Annotated in this window: 17 protein-coding genes and 1 pseudogene; 13 read left to right on the forward strand and 5 right to left on the reverse strand. The window is 72.5% G+C overall.

Annotation, left to right across the window (positions count from 1 at the left end; translation table 11 throughout):
• Nucleotides 1-3: 3 nt before the first annotated feature.
• Nucleotides 4-498, reverse strand: coding sequence for an NUDIX domain-containing protein (locus tag PUR56_RS16735; protein ID WP_329949523.1), 495 nt, complete (start codon nt 496-498; stop codon nt 4-6).
• Nucleotides 499-646: 148 nt separating this feature from the next.
• On the opposite strand from PUR56_RS16735, the gene PUR56_RS16740 reads away from it, so the two are divergent.
• The 13 genes from PUR56_RS16740 (at nt 647) to PUR56_RS16800 (ending at nt 13,063) form a co-directional block, all read left to right on the forward strand.
• Nucleotides 647-1,630 (forward strand): hypothetical protein, encoded by a 984-nt coding sequence (locus tag PUR56_RS16740; RefSeq protein WP_329949524.1) that lies wholly within the window; start codon nt 647-649, stop codon nt 1,628-1,630.
• The gene (locus tag PUR56_RS16745) at nt 1,627-3,219 is read left to right on the forward strand and encodes a PEP/pyruvate-binding domain-containing protein (RefSeq protein WP_329949525.1); all 1,593 of its coding nucleotides are present in this window, start codon (nt 1,627-1,629) and stop codon (nt 3,217-3,219) included. Before PUR56_RS16740 ends, PUR56_RS16745 begins: the two co-directional genes overlap by 4 nt.
• Nucleotides 3,216-3,857, forward strand: coding sequence for an HAD family hydrolase (locus PUR56_RS16750; protein ID WP_329949526.1), 642 nt, complete (start codon nt 3,216-3,218; stop codon nt 3,855-3,857). The genes PUR56_RS16745 and PUR56_RS16750 overlap by 4 nt, the downstream gene beginning before the upstream one ends.
• Nucleotides 3,841-4,476, forward strand: coding sequence for a PIG-L deacetylase family protein (locus tag PUR56_RS16755; protein WP_329949527.1), 636 nt, complete (start codon nt 3,841-3,843; stop codon nt 4,474-4,476). Before PUR56_RS16750 ends, PUR56_RS16755 begins: the two co-directional genes overlap by 17 nt.
• A 231-nt stretch (nt 4,477-4,707) precedes the next feature.
• On the forward strand, nt 4,708-5,460 hold the full coding sequence (locus PUR56_RS16760) for a 7-carboxy-7-deazaguanine synthase QueE (protein WP_329949528.1): 753 nt from the start codon (nt 4,708-4,710) through the stop codon (nt 5,458-5,460).
• Between the two features lie 275 nt (nt 5,461-5,735).
• On the forward strand, nt 5,736-7,709 hold the full coding sequence (locus PUR56_RS16765; RefSeq protein ID WP_329949529.1) for an ABC transporter ATP-binding protein: 1,974 nt from the start codon (nt 5,736-5,738) through the stop codon (nt 7,707-7,709).
• A gap of 97 nt (nt 7,710-7,806) precedes the next feature.
• On the forward strand, nt 7,807-8,280 hold the full coding sequence (locus PUR56_RS16770) for a GNAT family N-acetyltransferase (RefSeq protein WP_329949530.1): 474 nt from the start codon (nt 7,807-7,809) through the stop codon (nt 8,278-8,280).
• Nucleotides 8,277-9,233: an NUDIX hydrolase gene (locus PUR56_RS16775; protein ID WP_329949531.1), complete on the forward strand. Its 957-nt coding sequence runs from the start codon at nt 8,277-8,279 to the stop codon at nt 9,231-9,233. The genes PUR56_RS16770 and PUR56_RS16775 overlap by 4 nt, the downstream gene beginning before the upstream one ends.
• 25 nt (nt 9,234-9,258) lie before the next feature.
• Nucleotides 9,259-10,269 carry an NUDIX hydrolase gene (locus tag PUR56_RS16780; protein ID WP_329949532.1) on the forward strand — a complete coding sequence of 337 codons (1,011 nt, stop codon included), beginning with the start codon at nt 9,259-9,261 and terminating at the stop codon, nt 10,267-10,269.
• A 46-nt stretch (nt 10,270-10,315) separates the two neighbouring features.
• Entirely contained in the window at nt 10,316-10,573 is a 258-nt protein-coding gene (locus PUR56_RS16785) for a hypothetical protein (RefSeq protein WP_329949533.1), read from the forward strand.
• Between the two features lie 287 nt (nt 10,574-10,860).
• Nucleotides 10,861-12,213 (forward strand): NUDIX hydrolase, encoded by a 1,353-nt coding sequence (locus PUR56_RS16790; protein WP_329949534.1) that lies wholly within the window; start codon nt 10,861-10,863, stop codon nt 12,211-12,213.
• Complete coding sequence (locus PUR56_RS16795) at nt 12,210-12,797, forward strand: NUDIX hydrolase (RefSeq protein WP_329949535.1); 588 nt, start codon at nt 12,210-12,212, stop codon at nt 12,795-12,797. Before PUR56_RS16790 ends, PUR56_RS16795 begins: the two co-directional genes overlap by 4 nt.
• 29 nt (nt 12,798-12,826) lie before the next feature.
• A complete protein-coding gene (locus tag PUR56_RS16800) occupies nt 12,827-13,063 on the forward strand; it encodes a hypothetical protein (RefSeq protein ID WP_329949536.1) in 237 nt (78 codons plus the stop codon).
• Nucleotides 13,064-13,126: 63 nt separating this feature from the next.
• On the opposite strand, the gene PUR56_RS16805 is transcribed toward PUR56_RS16800, so the two are convergent.
• The 4 genes and pseudogenes from PUR56_RS16805 to PUR56_RS16815 form a co-directional block, all read right to left on the reverse strand.
• The gene (locus PUR56_RS16805; RefSeq protein ID WP_329949537.1) at nt 13,127-13,666 is read right to left on the reverse strand and encodes a hypothetical protein; all 540 of its coding nucleotides are present in this window, start codon (nt 13,664-13,666) and stop codon (nt 13,127-13,129) included.
• A gap of 932 nt (nt 13,667-14,598) precedes the next feature.
• Nucleotides 14,599-14,892: an IS110 family transposase gene (locus PUR56_RS43500; protein WP_443034520.1), complete on the reverse strand. Its 294-nt coding sequence runs from the start codon at nt 14,890-14,892 to the stop codon at nt 14,599-14,601.
• A complete protein-coding gene (locus PUR56_RS16810) occupies nt 14,781-15,080 on the reverse strand; it encodes a hypothetical protein (protein WP_329949538.1) in 300 nt (99 codons plus the stop codon). Before PUR56_RS16810 ends, PUR56_RS43500 begins: the two co-directional genes overlap by 112 nt.
• A gap of 182 nt (nt 15,081-15,262) precedes the next feature.
• Nucleotides 15,263-15,638: pseudogene (locus PUR56_RS16815) on the reverse strand (hypothetical protein); the annotation flags it as partial.

The raw sequence follows: 15,638 nt of genomic DNA on the forward strand, positions 1-15,638 counted from the left end.
CCCTCACGCCGCCAGGCGCAGCGACCCGTCGGCGATCATCGCGAAGAGCTGCTTCACCTGAAGGCGCGAGTCCTCGGACAGTCCCTCGACCTCGGCCGCCTCCTGCTCGGTGAACCAGCGCACCTCGTGCACCGCACTGCCGGGCGCCCCGTCGTCACCCACCCGGGCGACGTACACGTGGTCGATGTGCCGGTGCGGCTCGCGGGTGTGGTTGTCGGCACAGGCGTCCATCTCCACCACCCACCACGGCGCGACAGGCGCACCGTGCGGGAAACCGGAGGGCAGCGGAAGCGACGGACCGGGCAACAGCTCGGCCCGCAGCCCCGTCTCCTCCGCGATCTCGCGCAACGCGGCCTCCGCCGCCCCCTCGTCGACCTCGACATGCCCGCCGGCCGGAAGCCACAGCTCCAGCCGCGGGTGCCACACCAGCGCCGTCCTGCACACCCCGTCCCCGCCGACGCGGAAAACGAACGCACTCGCCGTCGATTCCTTGATCACTTCGCTGCTCCTCGGCACTCGGCCACCCACGGCGCCGCACCGGCCCACCGGGCGGCAGGCGCCGAGCCTTTCACACCACGCACCACCCAGATGACCAAACGTCACCGATCCGGCCACCGCGCCGCCGGCCCCGCCAAGGGAGAAATCCGTGGAGCCCGTCTGGAACGGCCAGCTCACCTGCGACTACGAGCACACCAGGCCCGGCAGCACCCCGCTGGAGCTCGACCTGTACACCACGTCCCTCACCCGGTGGCCCGGTGTGTTCATGAGCGACCCCCGCCCGTACGGGCGACTGCGGCGGCCGGGGATCGTCGACATCCCGGAAGGCGACCACCTCGCCCTCACCGGGCGCTGGCACCAGCTGCTCGCTGATCCCGCCTACGCGAGCGCGATGGTCACCGCCGCCGAGCAGCGCCACCGCCTCGCCGACACCACCCTGCTCGCGCTGGAGCACCAGCTCGAGGCCGGCGCAGCGGCTGAGCGGCAGCTCGCAGCGGCGACCGAGGCGTTCCTCGGCGTGATGAGCGCCCACATCGTCAACTGGCTGCTGCCCGACGACGACTGGCAGCACCTGCTCGCCGACCTGCTCGGCGGTGACGCCGAGGGGCGGGCCTGCCGCCTGGCCCTGAACACCCCCGACGTCACCGGCCACCTGCTGGACGCCCACCTGGTGCTCCTGGACGGCGCCGCCGCGCTCGCCGAAGGCGCCGACCTCGCCGTCGCGGCCGGCACCCTCGCCGCGCGGGCCGGAACCCTGTACGGGGACGGCTCCCCGGCCGCCGCCGCGATGCCGCTCGAAGACCATGCCCGCGCCGCCGGGCTTCTCAGCGCCACCGCCGCCACCGACACCACCGGCCAGCGCCACGTCATCGACACCTCGCGCCGCCGCGCGGTCCAGCTGCGAGACGCGTGGGTGCTCGCCGCGCTGCTCGCCGCCGCGGGCGACCCGGTCTCCACCGCGCGGGTACAGGCGATGACCATCGTCTGCCGATGGGCGGCCGGCAGCGAGGAGACCCGCAAGGTCCAGCGGCACCGCTACCTCGCCGCGGCCCGCCGCTGGTGCGAGCACCACGGCGCCGACCCCGCCACCGTCACCACCGCCGACCTGCTGGCCCCGGGAGCCGACCGATGACCACCGCCCTGCCCTGCCTCGACGAGGACCTGCACTGCGAAACCGCCGGGGCGAAGGCCACCGCCCTCGCCCGCCTGGCCGCCGCCGGGCTGCCCGTCCCTGCGGGCGTCGTCGTCCCCGCGGGCCACCCCGAGGAGCAGCTCGCGACCGCCGCCAGCGAGATCCTCGCCCGCTGCCCGGCCCCATACGGGCTGATCGCCCGCTCCTCCGCCACCACCGAGGACGGACCGGACGCCTCCTTCGCCGGCCTGTTCACCTCCCGCATCGCCCCGGCCGAGCCCACCGCGCTGCTGGAGGCCGTCCGCGCCGTCCGCGCCTCCGCCCACCACCCGACCGTCAGCGCGTACGGCCAGGCCATGGGCGTAACCCGCCTGCCGCGCATGGCCGTTCTCGTACAGGCCGCCCTGCGCCCGGCCTGCTCCGGTGTCCTGGCCGCCGACGTCACCGACGCCCGGTGCACCCGCTGGCGGATCGAGGCAGTCCGCGGCCTGGCCGAGCCGCTCGTCTCCGGCAACATCACCGGCGAGATCCACACGGGCCGCCCCGGCCACAATGCGACCGTCCTGCCCGCCCGCCAGGAGATCATCCAACTGCCCGCAGCAGCAGCCGAGTCGACGATGCCGCCGGGCGAGTGGCTGGACCTCGGTGCCGTGCTCCGCGCCAAGCTGCAGACATCCGCCGCCGGCGTGCTGCACCTGTACACCCCGGCCGCCCTGGCGGACCGTCCCATCCTCAGTGGGGAAGCCCGCAGGCGGCTCCTGGACACCGCGGCGCAGGCGGCTGCGGTTCTCGGGCTCGAGCGCGTCGACGTCGAGTGGGTGATCGGCAAAGACGGCAGGCTCCACCTCGTGCAGGCCCGCCCCCTCACCGCGCCGCTCACCGACCCCGCCGCCCCCCGGACACCGGCCGACGACGACGGCCGGGTGCTGCACGGGATCGCGGCCGCCCCAGGCGCCGGCACCGGAACCGCCGTCCACGCCTTCGACGACACCGGCATCGCCGGCCAGGTACTGGTCTGTGACGCGCTCGGCCCCGAAGCCGTGCCGGCGCTGCTCACGGGACCCGCCGCCGTCGTGGCCACCACCGGAGGCGAGCTCTCCCACACCGCGATCATCACCCGCGAGCTCGGCATCCCCTGCGTCACCAACGTCACCGACGCCCGCACAGCCATCACCAGCGGCACCACCGTCGAGGTCGACGGAGGCGCCGGCACCGTCCGACCCGCCCTGGCCGTCCCCGCGCAGCGCACCGCCCCCACAGCCCGGCCGCTCACCGCCACCGCCGTCCTCGTCCGCACCCTGGAGCACCCTGTGCCCGCCGAGGGCCGCGCTGCCACCCTCCTGTGGCACGCCGAGCACACCCCCGCTACCGCCCCGGCCGGGATGGGCGGCGACGGCCCGTACCCCGTCGGTGTGCTCGTACCCGGCGACCTCACGGCACTGGTCACCGTTCCGCCCGGGTACGGCCCGATCCGCCTGCCGGGGCTCGGCACGCTGCTGTGGCCCCAGGACGCCCCGCCCCCGCCCACCGAGATCGCCGTCCTCGGCCCAGGCGGACAGGTCCTCCACCGCAGGACGGTGACCCGGTGACCACCGTAGAACTCCTCGGCGACGCGCAGGCGCTGATCGTGGACTGGGACGGCACCGTCGCGGACAACACCGCCGCCCGCCACGCCGCCCTCCAGGCCGCTCTGGCACCGCACGGCGTCACCGTCCCCGCCGACCGCTACCGGGCACTGGCCGGCCTGCCGGTACGCGAGGTGATCTCCCAGCTCGCCGCCGACGCCGCTCTTCCTGCTCCACCGGTCGAGGAAGTGGTGGCCCGCAGCCGGGCGGCACTGCTCGCCGGACCGGCACCGGACCCGATCCCCTGCACCCTCGCCCTCCTCCACGCCGCCCACCGGCTCGGCCTTCCGCTGGCCGTCGCCTCCAGCGCCGCCGCCGTCCTCGTCCACCACGGCATCCACCAGCTCGGGCTGCAGTCGCTGCTGCCGGTCGCCGTCACCCTCGACGACGTGCCCCGGGGCAAGCCCGCGCCGGACGCCTACCTGGAAGCCGCCCGGCGCCTCGGCGCCGACCCCACCCGATGCCTGGCCGTCGACGACGCCACCGACGGCATCACCGCAGCCCTGGCGGCCGGCATGCGCACCCTCACCATCCGCGACGGCCGTCTCGTCCCGGCCCACACCGCCAGCACCCCTGGAGCCCGCCATGCCGCGCAATCCTGACGACCAGTTGACCGGTCCGCAATCCGTACTCGCCGTGTTCGCCCACCCCGACGACGCCGAGCTGTGGGCCGGCGGGACCCTCGCCCTCCACGCCCGACATGCGCCCGTCCACATCGCCGTCCCCTTCCACGACCCGGTCCGCGACGCCGAGGCCAAGGCCGGAGCGGACGTCCTCGGCGCCACCCTCCACCAGCTCGCCGAGCTCACCCCGGCCGCGATCCGGGCCCTGCTCGTCCAGCTGAAGCCGCACGTGGTCATCACCCACCCCGTCCTCGACACCCACGCCGAGCACCGGCACACCGCCGAGGCCGTCCTCGAAGCCCTGCCCGAGGCGAAGATCGAAACCGGCCGACCGCGGCGCCTCTACACCTGCGACACCTACAACTCCCTCACCCTCATCGGCCCGACCACCCCCACGGTGATGGTCGACGTCACCAGCACCTTCGACACCAAGATGCGGGCCCTGCGCTGCCACGAGTCCCAGCCCATCGACGACCACTTCGGCCCCATGGCCGAAGACCTCGCACACCTGTGGGGCAGGCGCAGCGGCTCTACCTACGCCGAGGCGTTCACCGCCCTTCCCGTCCTCGGCCGCCTACCCGGTGCCGACCACCTGTGATGCCGGCTGCCTGCCACCGCGCCGCCCTTCCTGGAACTCGGACAGAACCAGCAGCTGAGGAAAGCCAGGCACAACACCCATGAAGGATAGGAGAGTTGACCGCGGGCGCGCGCCAGCAGCCCATCTCCTGCTCTGCGGCATACGCACTCCTCGGCGGAGGGTGGGTCCCCCTCTTCTGCAGACGTCCTCGAAGCAACGAACGATCAACCACAGCAACGGAGGAATCACCGCATGATGAAGATCAGCCAGGTATTAGGTCCGACGGTTCAGGGTGAGGGGAGCGCTGCCGGACGGCACTGCCTCTTCGTGCGAACCTTCGACTGCAACCTGGAGTGCAACTTCTGCGACACCGCCTACACGTGGGCGGTGACGGACGAGAAGGCGGCCAAGACCCACAGCGGGAAGCGCTACGAGCGCGACGAGCCCATGTACGGCCTCAAGCACATGGACGCCGCCGCGGTCCTCGACCGGCTGAGGGTGCTGTGGGACATCGAGCACCGGCCGACGATCATCGTGATCTCCGGCGGCGAGCCGATGATGCAGCAGCGGGAGCTGGTGCCGCTGCTGGAGCAGTTGCGCGGCTGGGGCCACGAGGTCCACATCGAGACGGCCGGCACCATCGCCCCCCTCGCGGAGTTCGACGAGCTCGTCACGCAGTACAACGTCTCCCCGAAGATGGCCAGCAGCGGCAACCGGGTGTCCAAGCGGTTCAAGCCGGAGGCGCTCACCGCTCTTCGGGACAGCGACCGGGCCTGGTTCAAGTTCGTCATCACCGAGGACTGGGAGACGGACCTGGCGGAGGTCGACCGGATCGTCGAAGATGTGGCGCTGCCGCCGCAGCGGGTGATGGTCATGCCGGAAGGGTCGGACGGCCGGACCAACATCACCATCGCCCAGAAGATGGTCGACGCCGCTCTTGAGCGGGGCTTCGGACTGTCCTTCCGGACCCACGCCTTCCTGTGGAACGACGACCCGGACCGGTAGGACCGGGCGCTGAGGAGAGTGCGGCGGCCGGTTGGTCTCATTGTCCCGTACACCCGGGCCGCGGTCGCCGGCATCCGGGTTGACCGCGCCTACACCGAGCTGGGCTGGGCTGGGAGTGAGTACGCCCTCAGCCGGCAGCCCGGCCGAGCGCCGGCCGGAGCTCACCGGGGCGCCCACCAGGTGGTCGGCGCCCCGGGGCCGAGCTGGGAGCTGCCGACGCCCTGAACCCTCGTGGACCACGACCGGCCGACTCCCTACGACGCATCGGAGTGCAGATGACCGACCGCACCACCGTCCCCGCCCCGCGCAGCGTGCTGCCGGCGCCGCCGGCCTCCGCTGCGTCCGCGCCCGAGAGCGGGGACCTCACGGGGCACGTCAGCCAGGGGTACTGGGAGACCTTCGAAGGGCAGGCGTCCCGCACGGGGCTGCTGACCATCTTTCGAAGCCTGCCGGCGATCGTGCGCCAGGTGTGGGTCACGGCCTGGCGGGCCGACCCGCGCGCGGCCGTGCTCGTCGCCGTGCTCCAGTTGGTCTCCGCCGCGCTCGCCTCGGCGGGCCTCCTCGCGTCCGTCAACGTCCTGCAGCGGGTCTTCGCCGACGGGGCGAGCGGGACGCGGATCCGCGCGGCGCTGCCGGCCCTGGCGGTGGTGGCCGTCCTGCTGCTGGTACGCGGGCTGATGGACACCGGCATCGCGCACTGGCAGGCCCGCCTCGGACCCCGGGTGCGCCAGGAACTCGAGGCGCAGCTGCTGGCGCTGACCAGCCACGTGGGCCTGGACGTGGTGGACGACCCGGGGTGGGCCGACGACGTGCGGCGCGCCTACGACCGGGGCCTGTACTTCGCCAAGGAGTCGGTCGGCAAGACGATCGAGCTCGTCTCGGCGTTGCTCGCCCTGGCCGGCGCCGCCGGGGTGCTGGGGGTCCTGCACCCGCTTCTGCTCGTCCTGCTGCTCGCCGCGGTGGTGCCCAAGGGGGCCGCGTCGGTCACCTCGGTGCGCAAGGGCTACCTCTCGGCGGTCCGGCAGAGCAGCCTGCGCCGGCGCATCCTGCACTTTTCGTGGGTGCTGTACGAGCGGGACACCGCGGCCGAGCTGCGGACCTCCACCGCCCAGGGCGCGCTGCTGGCCGAGCACGAGGTGCTCGCGACCCGGATCGGCGACGAGGAGGTCGCGCTGGGGACCGAGCAGGCCCGCACCGCGCTGGTCGGGCGGGCGCTCGGCGGGGTCGGCCTGTTCGCCACCTACGCGGTGCTGGCGTGGATGCTGGGTGCCGGCTGGCTGCCGCTCGCGGCCGGCGGCGGCGCCTACTTCGCCATCCAAGCCAGCCAGAGCGCCCTGATGCGGGTCGTCATCGCCGCCCACCAGGTGTTCGAGAACAGCCTGTGGGTGCGGGACCTGGCGGACTTCCAGGAGACCTGCCGGCGCCGGCTGCCGCGTACCACCGGGCGCCCGGCGCCGGCCGCGGTCAAGGAGATCACCGTCACCGACGTCGCGTTCTCCTACCCGCAGGGCAAGCAGGCCCTGCACGGCGTGTCCTTCACCCTGCGGGCCGGGCAGAAGGTGGCCTTCGTGGGCCGCAACGGGTCGGGGAAGTCGACGATGTCCCGGATCCTGGCCGGGCTGTACGAGCCCTCCTCCGGCAGCGTGCACTGGGACGGCACGAGCGTGGACCACTACGACAGCGAGAGCATCCAGAGCCGGGTCGCCCTCGTGCTCCAGGACCCCGGCCACTGGCCGCTCACCGCCCTGGCCAACGTCACCATCGGAGCGGGCACCATCAACTCCGCCGAGCCCGACCGCGCGCTGCGCGCGGTACGCGCCTCCGGCGCCGACCGGGTGATCGAAGGACTCGACCACGGCTGGATGACCATCCTGAGCCCGCAGTTCGAGGGCGGCGCGGAGCTGTCCGACGGCAACTGGAGCAAGATCGCGTGCGCCCGCGGCCTCTACCAGAACGCCCCCGTGCTGATCATGGACGAGCCGACCGCCAGCATGGACCCCCTCGCCGAGCACCAGCTGTTCCAGGCCGTCCTGGACGACTACGCCGGCCCGGACACCATCACCGTCCTCGTCTCCCACCGCCTGGGCCCCGCCGTCGCCTGCGACCTCGTCCTCGTCTTCGACGAGGGCCGCATCGCGGAATCCGGCACCCACCACGAACTCATGGCCCTCGGCGGCATCTACGCGGCCATGTTCGAGACCCAGGCCGCCGCCTACCGCACCGGCGCCGAACCAGGGCACATCGCCTGACGGTGCCGACACGCCCCTACAGCCCAGCCGCCCACCGAGCCGGGCTGCTGACCGAAGCTCCGTCAAGCCCACGCCGCTCCAGGAGAGGAACCGCCTCGTGCAGCACCCCCCGCGCAGTCCGCGCAAAGCCCTGCCCTCGGACGCCGCCGAGCTCACCCGGCTGCGCCTGGTCATGCTCCACTCCGCCGGGATTGTCCCGTCGGAGCCCTGGAACGCCGAGTGCGAGCGGTGGTTCCCCGACCGTCTCGCGGACGATGTGCGATTCGCCGCGTTCGTCATCGACGACAGCGCGGGACGGCTGGTCTCCTGCGCGGTAGGCCAGTACACCGACCGTATGCCCCGGCCCGGGCAGGGCCCGCACGTCGGGCACATCGCCTCGGTGGCCACCGACCCCGACCACCGCCGCCAGGGCCACGCCCGGCTCGTCGTCGCGGCCGTGCACGACTGGCTGACGGCCAGCGGCTGCGGCCAGATCAACCTCACCGCCTCCCCGGAGGCCGAGCACCTCTACCGCTCGCTCGGCTACGCCAACGTGGCGGGCCCGGCCCCGATGACCTGGAGCGCCCCGTGACCGAGACCGAGCAGCACCCGCCCTTCGACCTGATCGCCGACGCCGCGGCCGCCGGGATCCAGCGTCCCGCCGCTTCGGTGCTGCTCGTCAACCACTGCGCTGAGCTGCTGCTCGTACGCCGCGCGGCGACCGCGCTGCTGGGAGGAGGGCTGTGGGAGCTCCCGGGCGGCGGCGTCGAGCCGGGTGAGGGCGTGCTGGACACCGGCCGGCGCGAGCTCCAGGAGGAGACCGGTATCACCGGGGCCCGGTTCACTGCCTATCTCGGCTTCCACGACTACACCAACGCCCGCGGGGTGCTGGCACGAGAGTTCGTCTTCGCCGCCGTCGTCGACCACGAGCCGGAGGTCGTCCTCAGCCCCGAGCACGACGCGCACCAGTGGGTGCTGCCCGCCGAGCTGCCCGACCGGCTCGCCGACCACGAGCGGGACCTGATCGCGCGCCACGCCGCCCAGCCCAAGCCCTTCCCCGGCTACCAGCCCTTGCCCGCCTACCTCGCGAGCATCCCGGCGGCCCCGATGTGGGGCGCGATCTTCTTCACCACCGTCACTGGCGAGGCCGTGCTCCTGCGCTCCACCAACCCGCTGAAGGGACTTCAGTACGCGGGCGGGGACGTCGAGTTCACCGATCTGACTCCGCTGCACGCGGCGGTACGCGAGACCTGGGAGGAGACCGGCATCCGCCTGACCCCCGCCCCGGAGCTGCTGCCGCTGGTGGCCATGGTGGTCGAGCAGCCCCGCGCCGGCTGGCCGACCAAGGTCGGACTGGTGTTCTCCGGCGGGGTCCTCACCCCGGCGCAGCTCGCCGCGATCCGACTCAACCCGGACGAGCACGACAAGGTCGTCACCGTCAACGAGGCCGGGCTGAAGCACCTGGACGACCCGCACGCCCACGACCTCACCCTCGCCGTCCTCGACGCGCTGCGCACCGGCGCCCCCGCCTACGTCGTCCGCTGACCGCCCAGCCCACCTGAGGAGAACCGTGACCGACACCGCCGAACCGGCCCCCGACCTGGTGGCCTACCTGGCCGCGCACGCCGCGCCGACCGCCTGCGCGGACGCGCTGATCCGCGACGGGCAGGGCCGGGTGCTGATCGTCGACCCCGTGTACAAGCCGGGCTGGGACCTGCCCGGCGGCATGCTCGAGGACGAGGAACCCGTCGACGGCCTCACCCGGGAGCTGCGGGAGGAACTGGGGCTGAACGCCGAGATCGGCAGGCTTCTCGTCCACGACACCGTGCCGCGCGGACGGTGGGGCCGCACTCTCCTTGCCCTGGTCTACGCCGCCCACCCCAAGGCGCCCGTCGACGTCGAGCATCTGCCGCTGCAGCGCAGCGAGATCCGCGAGGCCCGCTTCGCCACCGAGCAGGAGGCGATGAGGCTGCTCGCCGCCCCGGTCGCGGCCCGTCTGGCCGAGGCATCGCGGGCGGAGCGCGGCGCGCACACCGCGGTGCTGCGGGACGGACGGCGCGTGCTGCGGGACGGGCTCGACTACTACCGGCAACTGCCAGCGCCGATGGCCGCGGCCACCGTGCTCGTGCGCGACACCGAGGGCCGGATTCTGGTCCTCGACCCCCGGTACAAGGACCACGCGGAGCTGCCCGGCGGCATGGTGGAGGCCCACGAGACTCCGCGCCAGGCGGCCGCGCGCGAGATCGCCGAGGAACTCGGCCGGCGCGTGCCGGTCGGCCGGCTGCTGGTCTCCGACTGCAACCCGGCCACCCTGTCCCGGCATGGCCGCGCCCTGACCTGCCACGTCTACGACGCCGAACCGCTGGACCCCGCCCAGGCCCGGGCGCTGCGCTTCCCCGACGGGGAGATCCGCGCGGCCCGGTGGCTGTCGCCGAAGGACGCCCAGGAGGCGCTGCCGGCGGTGCTCGCCGACCGCGCGGCCGCCGGCCTGCGGGCGCTGGAGCTCGGCAGCGTCGTGGAGATCAACCGCAGCATGGGCCCTGGCGCCGACGTGGCTGCCGAGTCCGGGGCGGGCGCGTGACCGCCCGCGCTCCGGTCCGGAGCCGCTTGCCGGGAGGGTGGTGAGCATGGCAGGCCGACACAGCCGTCCGCCCGGGCCCCGGCCGCAGAGCGACGGTGACACCGCCCGGCACCTGAAGGCGCTGGTGACCGGTCGCCCGGTCATCGAGGAGGGCCTCAGCGTTCCGGACGGTGGCGACCGCGCTTTCCTGCCCCGGCGCGTCTTCCACCCGGACAGCCGGGTGCAGCTCTGCCTGGTCCGCCTCGATGCCACCGATCTCTTCCCGTTCCCTCCGCCCGACCGCCCTCCGATCGGTGAATCGTGACCGGCCGGCGCCCGCTGCACCGCTTCCGACGCGATCGGGGCAGAGCAGACCGGAAGGCGCTTGAAATCGAAAAGTCCGCCTTCGACCCGGGCTCGCCGGGAACCGCCTGGCTTGATCGGACGACTCGAACAGCGGCAGGATCTCCAACCCCGGGCACCGTTCCCGATGAAGCATCAACTCCTATGTAAAACATAGTCATTGACGCTGTCGTGCGACGTGACGGCGCTGGGTCGCGCCGCGCTCACCTTCCAGGACAAGGGGCTCTACGAATGATTGACTTCGGGATAATGACGGCTTCTGCCCGCCGCGAGGGAATCGAACACTTCGGGGTCGGCGTCGTGGTCCGCGACCGCTTCGGTCGGGTCCTGCTGATCCGGCGGGCCACCCACGACGACCTGCCCGGTCTCTGGGAGTACCCGGGCGGCGTCCTGGAGGGCGACGGGGACATCGAGGCCGGCGTGGCGCGCGCGCTCGCCGAGGCGACCGGCCTCACGGGCCAGCAGCTGGAGTTCGCGCGCACCCTGGACTACACCGACCACAACGGCCCCCTCGTGCGGCAGTTCGTCTTCACCACCGTCGTCCCGGACGGCACGACCGCGGTCCTGTCCGGCGACCACGACGGCCAGCAGTGGGCCCGGCCCGACGCTCTGCCGCACACCGGTGACGAGCAGCACGAGGTCATCACGTGGCTGGCCGGCCGCCTCGCCACCCCCGGCTGGCGGCCCGTCGGCGGCCACCTCACCACCATCGCCCGGCCCGCCACCTACGGGTCCTTCCTCGTCACCGACCCCGCCGGCCGGATCCTCCAGATGCGTTCGGCCGCCGCGACGGCCGTCTGGGACTTCCCCGGCGGGATGGTCGAGCACGGCGAGTCCCCGTTCGATGCCGCAGTGCGCGAGGCACGTGAGGAACTGGGCCTGGACCTGGCCGCGGAGAACCCGCAGGTGCTCCGCCGTCGCCTGGTCTCCGTGGTCCACACCCAGGCCGACGCCGACTACCCGGTGCCGGTCGTGGGCCACGTGTTCGACGGCGGCACCCTGACCGCCGAGCAGCAGGCCCGCATCCGCCTCGACCCCGCCGAGCACACCGAGTTCCGGTTCGAGACGGCCCACGACTGGCGCCACCACATGGACCTGGGCCACTACCAGCGGCTTCGGCAGGTCCTGCGTGCCCACCGGTGCGGCCGCCCGCTCTACCTTCAGCGCCCCGCCCCGGCCGGCGACGACTTCGAGGGCGTCCTGGTCCTCGTCACCGATGCCGCTGGTCGGCTGCTGATGCACCTGCGCGACACCGGTCCCGGCCCCTGGCCCGGCTACTGGACTCCGATCGGCGGCTGGCGCGAGGGCGACGAGAGCGCCGAGGAGAGCGCGGTGCGCGAGGTCCGCGAGGAGGCCGGAATCGGGATCGACGCTACCGGGTTGCGGACCCTCCCCGACCCCCACCCCGGCCTCGGCCTCCCGCTCACCCGCGTCCTGCACGCCGCCTGGAACGGCTCCGAGGACGACCTGGTGCTCGGCGACGAGGGCCAGGCCCTGCGCCTGGTCCCCGCGGCCGATGTCCTCGGCCTCCACGTCCCGCCCTACCTACAGCACTACCTCCCGCTGCTCGCCGGCAGCCAGCCTGAAGGAGTCCGCCCGTGAACGCCGCACCGACCGTCAGCCGCGAGCCGGCCGTGCCGTGGCCGTGGCAACAGCACGGCCGCGAGACCCTGCTGGACACCCGCTCCTACCTGATCCACCGCGACACGGTGACCCGGCCCGACGGCACCCAAGGGGTCTTCGAGTTCCACCAGGCCCAGCTCGACGGCGCGCTGACGGTCGCGCTGGACGAGCAGGGCCGGATCGCCATGGTCCGCTACCGCTCCTATGTCCACGGCGAGGTCCTCACTCCGCCCGGCGGGAATCTCGACCCGGGCGAGGACCCGCTGCAGGGCGCCCGGCGCGAACTCAAGGAGGAGTCCGGCATCACGGCCGCCACGTGGAGCCCGCTCGGTGAGATCGCGCTGATGACCAAGAGCACCGCTCACTTGCACATGTTCCTCGCCCGGGACCTGACGGTCGGTGAGCAGGAACTGACTGCCACCGAGACGGGCATGACCGTGGAGTGGTGGCCGCTCGAGAAGGCGGTGGCCGCCGCGACGGACACCCTGCCGGGACAGACCCACCGCAAGGTCCGCTACCAGGCCCGCTTCGACCCGCCGACGGGAGGCTTGAGTCATGGCTGACAAGTTCGTCGGGTCGACTGCTTTGCGTCGTGAGCAACACCGACCGCGCGATGGTCATGCGGCTCGACCGTGAAGGGGATCCGGGTGAACATGCCGTGGACCCTGGAGCCGAAGGCTGGAGCAGCGGCTTCATCCTGGCCAATGGGCAGGGCGACGAATACGCCGACGAAGACACGGTGCCTGTCGCCGAAGCCTTCCAGATCGTTCACCACATCCTCTCCGTCGGCGGGCCACCAGCCGATACGGCGTGGGCGGTGGACAGCTGACGGACCGCCGGTTCCCGGGTGCGGCACGCTTCGTCTGTCATGATTCTCCGGATCGCCGGGAGCTCAGTTGATAGTGAGGGTGGCGATGCTGTCGATCCTGGAGACCGTTCCCAGGCCGAGGGTGCATGTGAGGACGGCGGTCGAGGGGGCGACGAGCTGGTACACGACGGTGTCGCCGAGGAATAGGCCCGAGGTGACGGTGCCCGTCACGGTAGTGGTCAGGACGGCGGCGGCGAGGTTGACGGTCCTCGTCCCGGTGACGACGGTGGTGGCTCCGTTGTTCCAGGTGAAGGTGATGGCAGCGGGGGTGGTGCTCAGGATGGTGAGGCACGAGTAGGAGGGGATGGTCACCTGGTAGACGGTGACGGGTTCCGAGCTGATGGCTGGCACGCTCAGCGAGGTGCAGGTGTTCAGGTCCCGGGTGATCGTTACGGTGGTGCTGACCGGTGTCAGGCTCAGAGGCGGCGAGTACGTCGAGGAGTCGTTGCTCGGTGTCGTGCACAGGATGTCTCCCACGGCGGCCTGGGCCGGCGCGCCGGCGGTGATCGTGGCTGCGGCCAGAGCGAGCAAGCAGAACAGGCTGGCAACAGGGTTTCGCTTCATGGTGCGTCCCTTCCTGGAATCCGAGGGGTTTGGCGCTGTTCCTCGGCAGCGACCGACGCTCGGCCGCCGCGTGGGGCGCCACGGTGGACCTGGCACCCGGCCGGGGCGCGGTCTGCGGGGCGGGGATGCCCCGCGTCTGCGGCGTAGTTGGGACCAGAGCGCGTCGAGCCTGGCTGGTCCGTGCGCCCGCGGTTGTGTCGGCTGGTCACAAGTCTGTGGACAGAGTCGGCGGTAGCGTGCCGACCCGCTCGAGTATCGGCCACCGCGATCCAGGGGAAGCCGAACATGCTGGTCGGAGAGTTACGCCTGGTACAGGTCTTGGCAACGGCCGGGAACCGCATGTGGTGGGTGGAGCCGGGGCGGTCCAGTGCGCGATGCGGGATCGCTCGGTCGTGGTGCTCTACTCGGTGTTCACGATCGCCAGGCGAGGGCGATGCCCTGCTCTCCGGGAGGTCGGCAAGGGCGTGGACGGGCCCGGTTGGAGCCAGGTTGCGACGGACGGCGCCGCGGCGAGCCGAAGCGCGGCGCGGGCTGCCGCAGGAGACCAGTTGGCTGATGAGGGTCAAGCCACATGATGACTTGTTCCGCACCACGCGCCCAGAGGCGTACGCGGACTTGTTTGCGCGCCCCCAGCGGCGCCGTCGGACATCGGTGTCGGTCACGTCCGTTGGCCTTCTTCCTGCCGTCGAGACCCGGCTCGCGGCGAGGCGCACTGCACCGACTGGGCTGGCGATCGTGGTGGACGCCCTCGGGCTTCAACTGGCGGTGATGGTCGCCGCAGCACCCGCCACCGACCGCGACACCGACCGAAGACGGCTGGCCCGCCATACGCGAACGGCACTGGCACGCCACGCTGGTGTGCGCCGACAGCGGCTACACCGGATGCCCGGTCGACCTCGCCCGCGACATCCTGCGGATCGCGCCGACCGTGGTCAAGGCTTGTGCCTGGACCGCTCCTCGGTCAGTACGGTCCGGGTTCGGGTCAGGTCCCTCAGTCGGCGCACCGGTTTCGGTGGTACGAACGAGGGCCGCAGCATCCCGCGTTCGGCGAGCTTTGCGAGCCAGACGGCGTCGAGCTTGTCCGTCCTGGGCCGGCCGGGGGACGTTCTTGACCTCACGGGCGTTGACCAGCCAACACTCCAGGCCCCGGGCCTCCAGGAGGAAGAAGAACACCTTCCAGTACGAGCCCGGTAGCCTCCATCACCACCCGGGTCACCCCTGGGCACAGCAGCCGGTCTCCCAGTTCGAGGACGGCACTCGTGGCCGCGGCGACGTTCCAGACCTCCTGGACTCGGCGGCCGTCCCGAGCCGGGTGCGGGAAGCGCATGCACACCATCCCTGCCGCCTTCGCCACGTCGATGGCGGCTACCCGCTCGACAAACCCCTCGACCGTCTCGATCTCCTCTGTCTCCACATCTACCCCTTCACGGCAGGCCTCGGCAGGCGGCGGCCGTCCGGGAGCGGGAGGGGAGAACGGGAGTCTGAACGGCGTGCTCGTGGCAACGGTGCATGGCCCCTCAGGCCGACTCCGGCATCAGACTTACGACCTGGTGCGTGATTGCGGCGGAGATGTGGCGACCTGAGCTGCTGCCGCTGTCAGGTGGTGGCAGTGCGGTCGGAGACGAGGCCGGCAACGGCGAGGTAGGTGGCCGGGAGGGTGTCGCGGCGGTGGGTCCAGCGGGCCAGCCCCTTCCAGCGCTTGTGGTCGGCGAGGGCGTGCTCGACAGGAATGCGCTGGGAGGAGTGCTCGTGGCGGGCCTGCTCCCGGGCCTCGTGGACTTCCGGCGCGGCGATCTTGTTCGGCTTCCTCGGCGGTGTGACGGCCTTGCCAGGTCCGCCGTTGTCGGTGACGATCGTGACCAGCGGCTGCACGGTGCCGTCGGTCGCGCGCCGGGCCAGGTCGACCAGCTGGGCTCCGGCGAGCCGTTCGGCTTCGGCGAGGGCGAGCTCGATGGCGGCGATGGCGTCGTGC

Origin of the sequence: Streptomyces sp. BE303, assembly GCF_036290945.1 — a bacterium.
In the GTDB taxonomy this organism is placed as follows: domain Bacteria; phylum Actinomycetota; class Actinomycetes; order Streptomycetales; family Streptomycetaceae; genus Kitasatospora.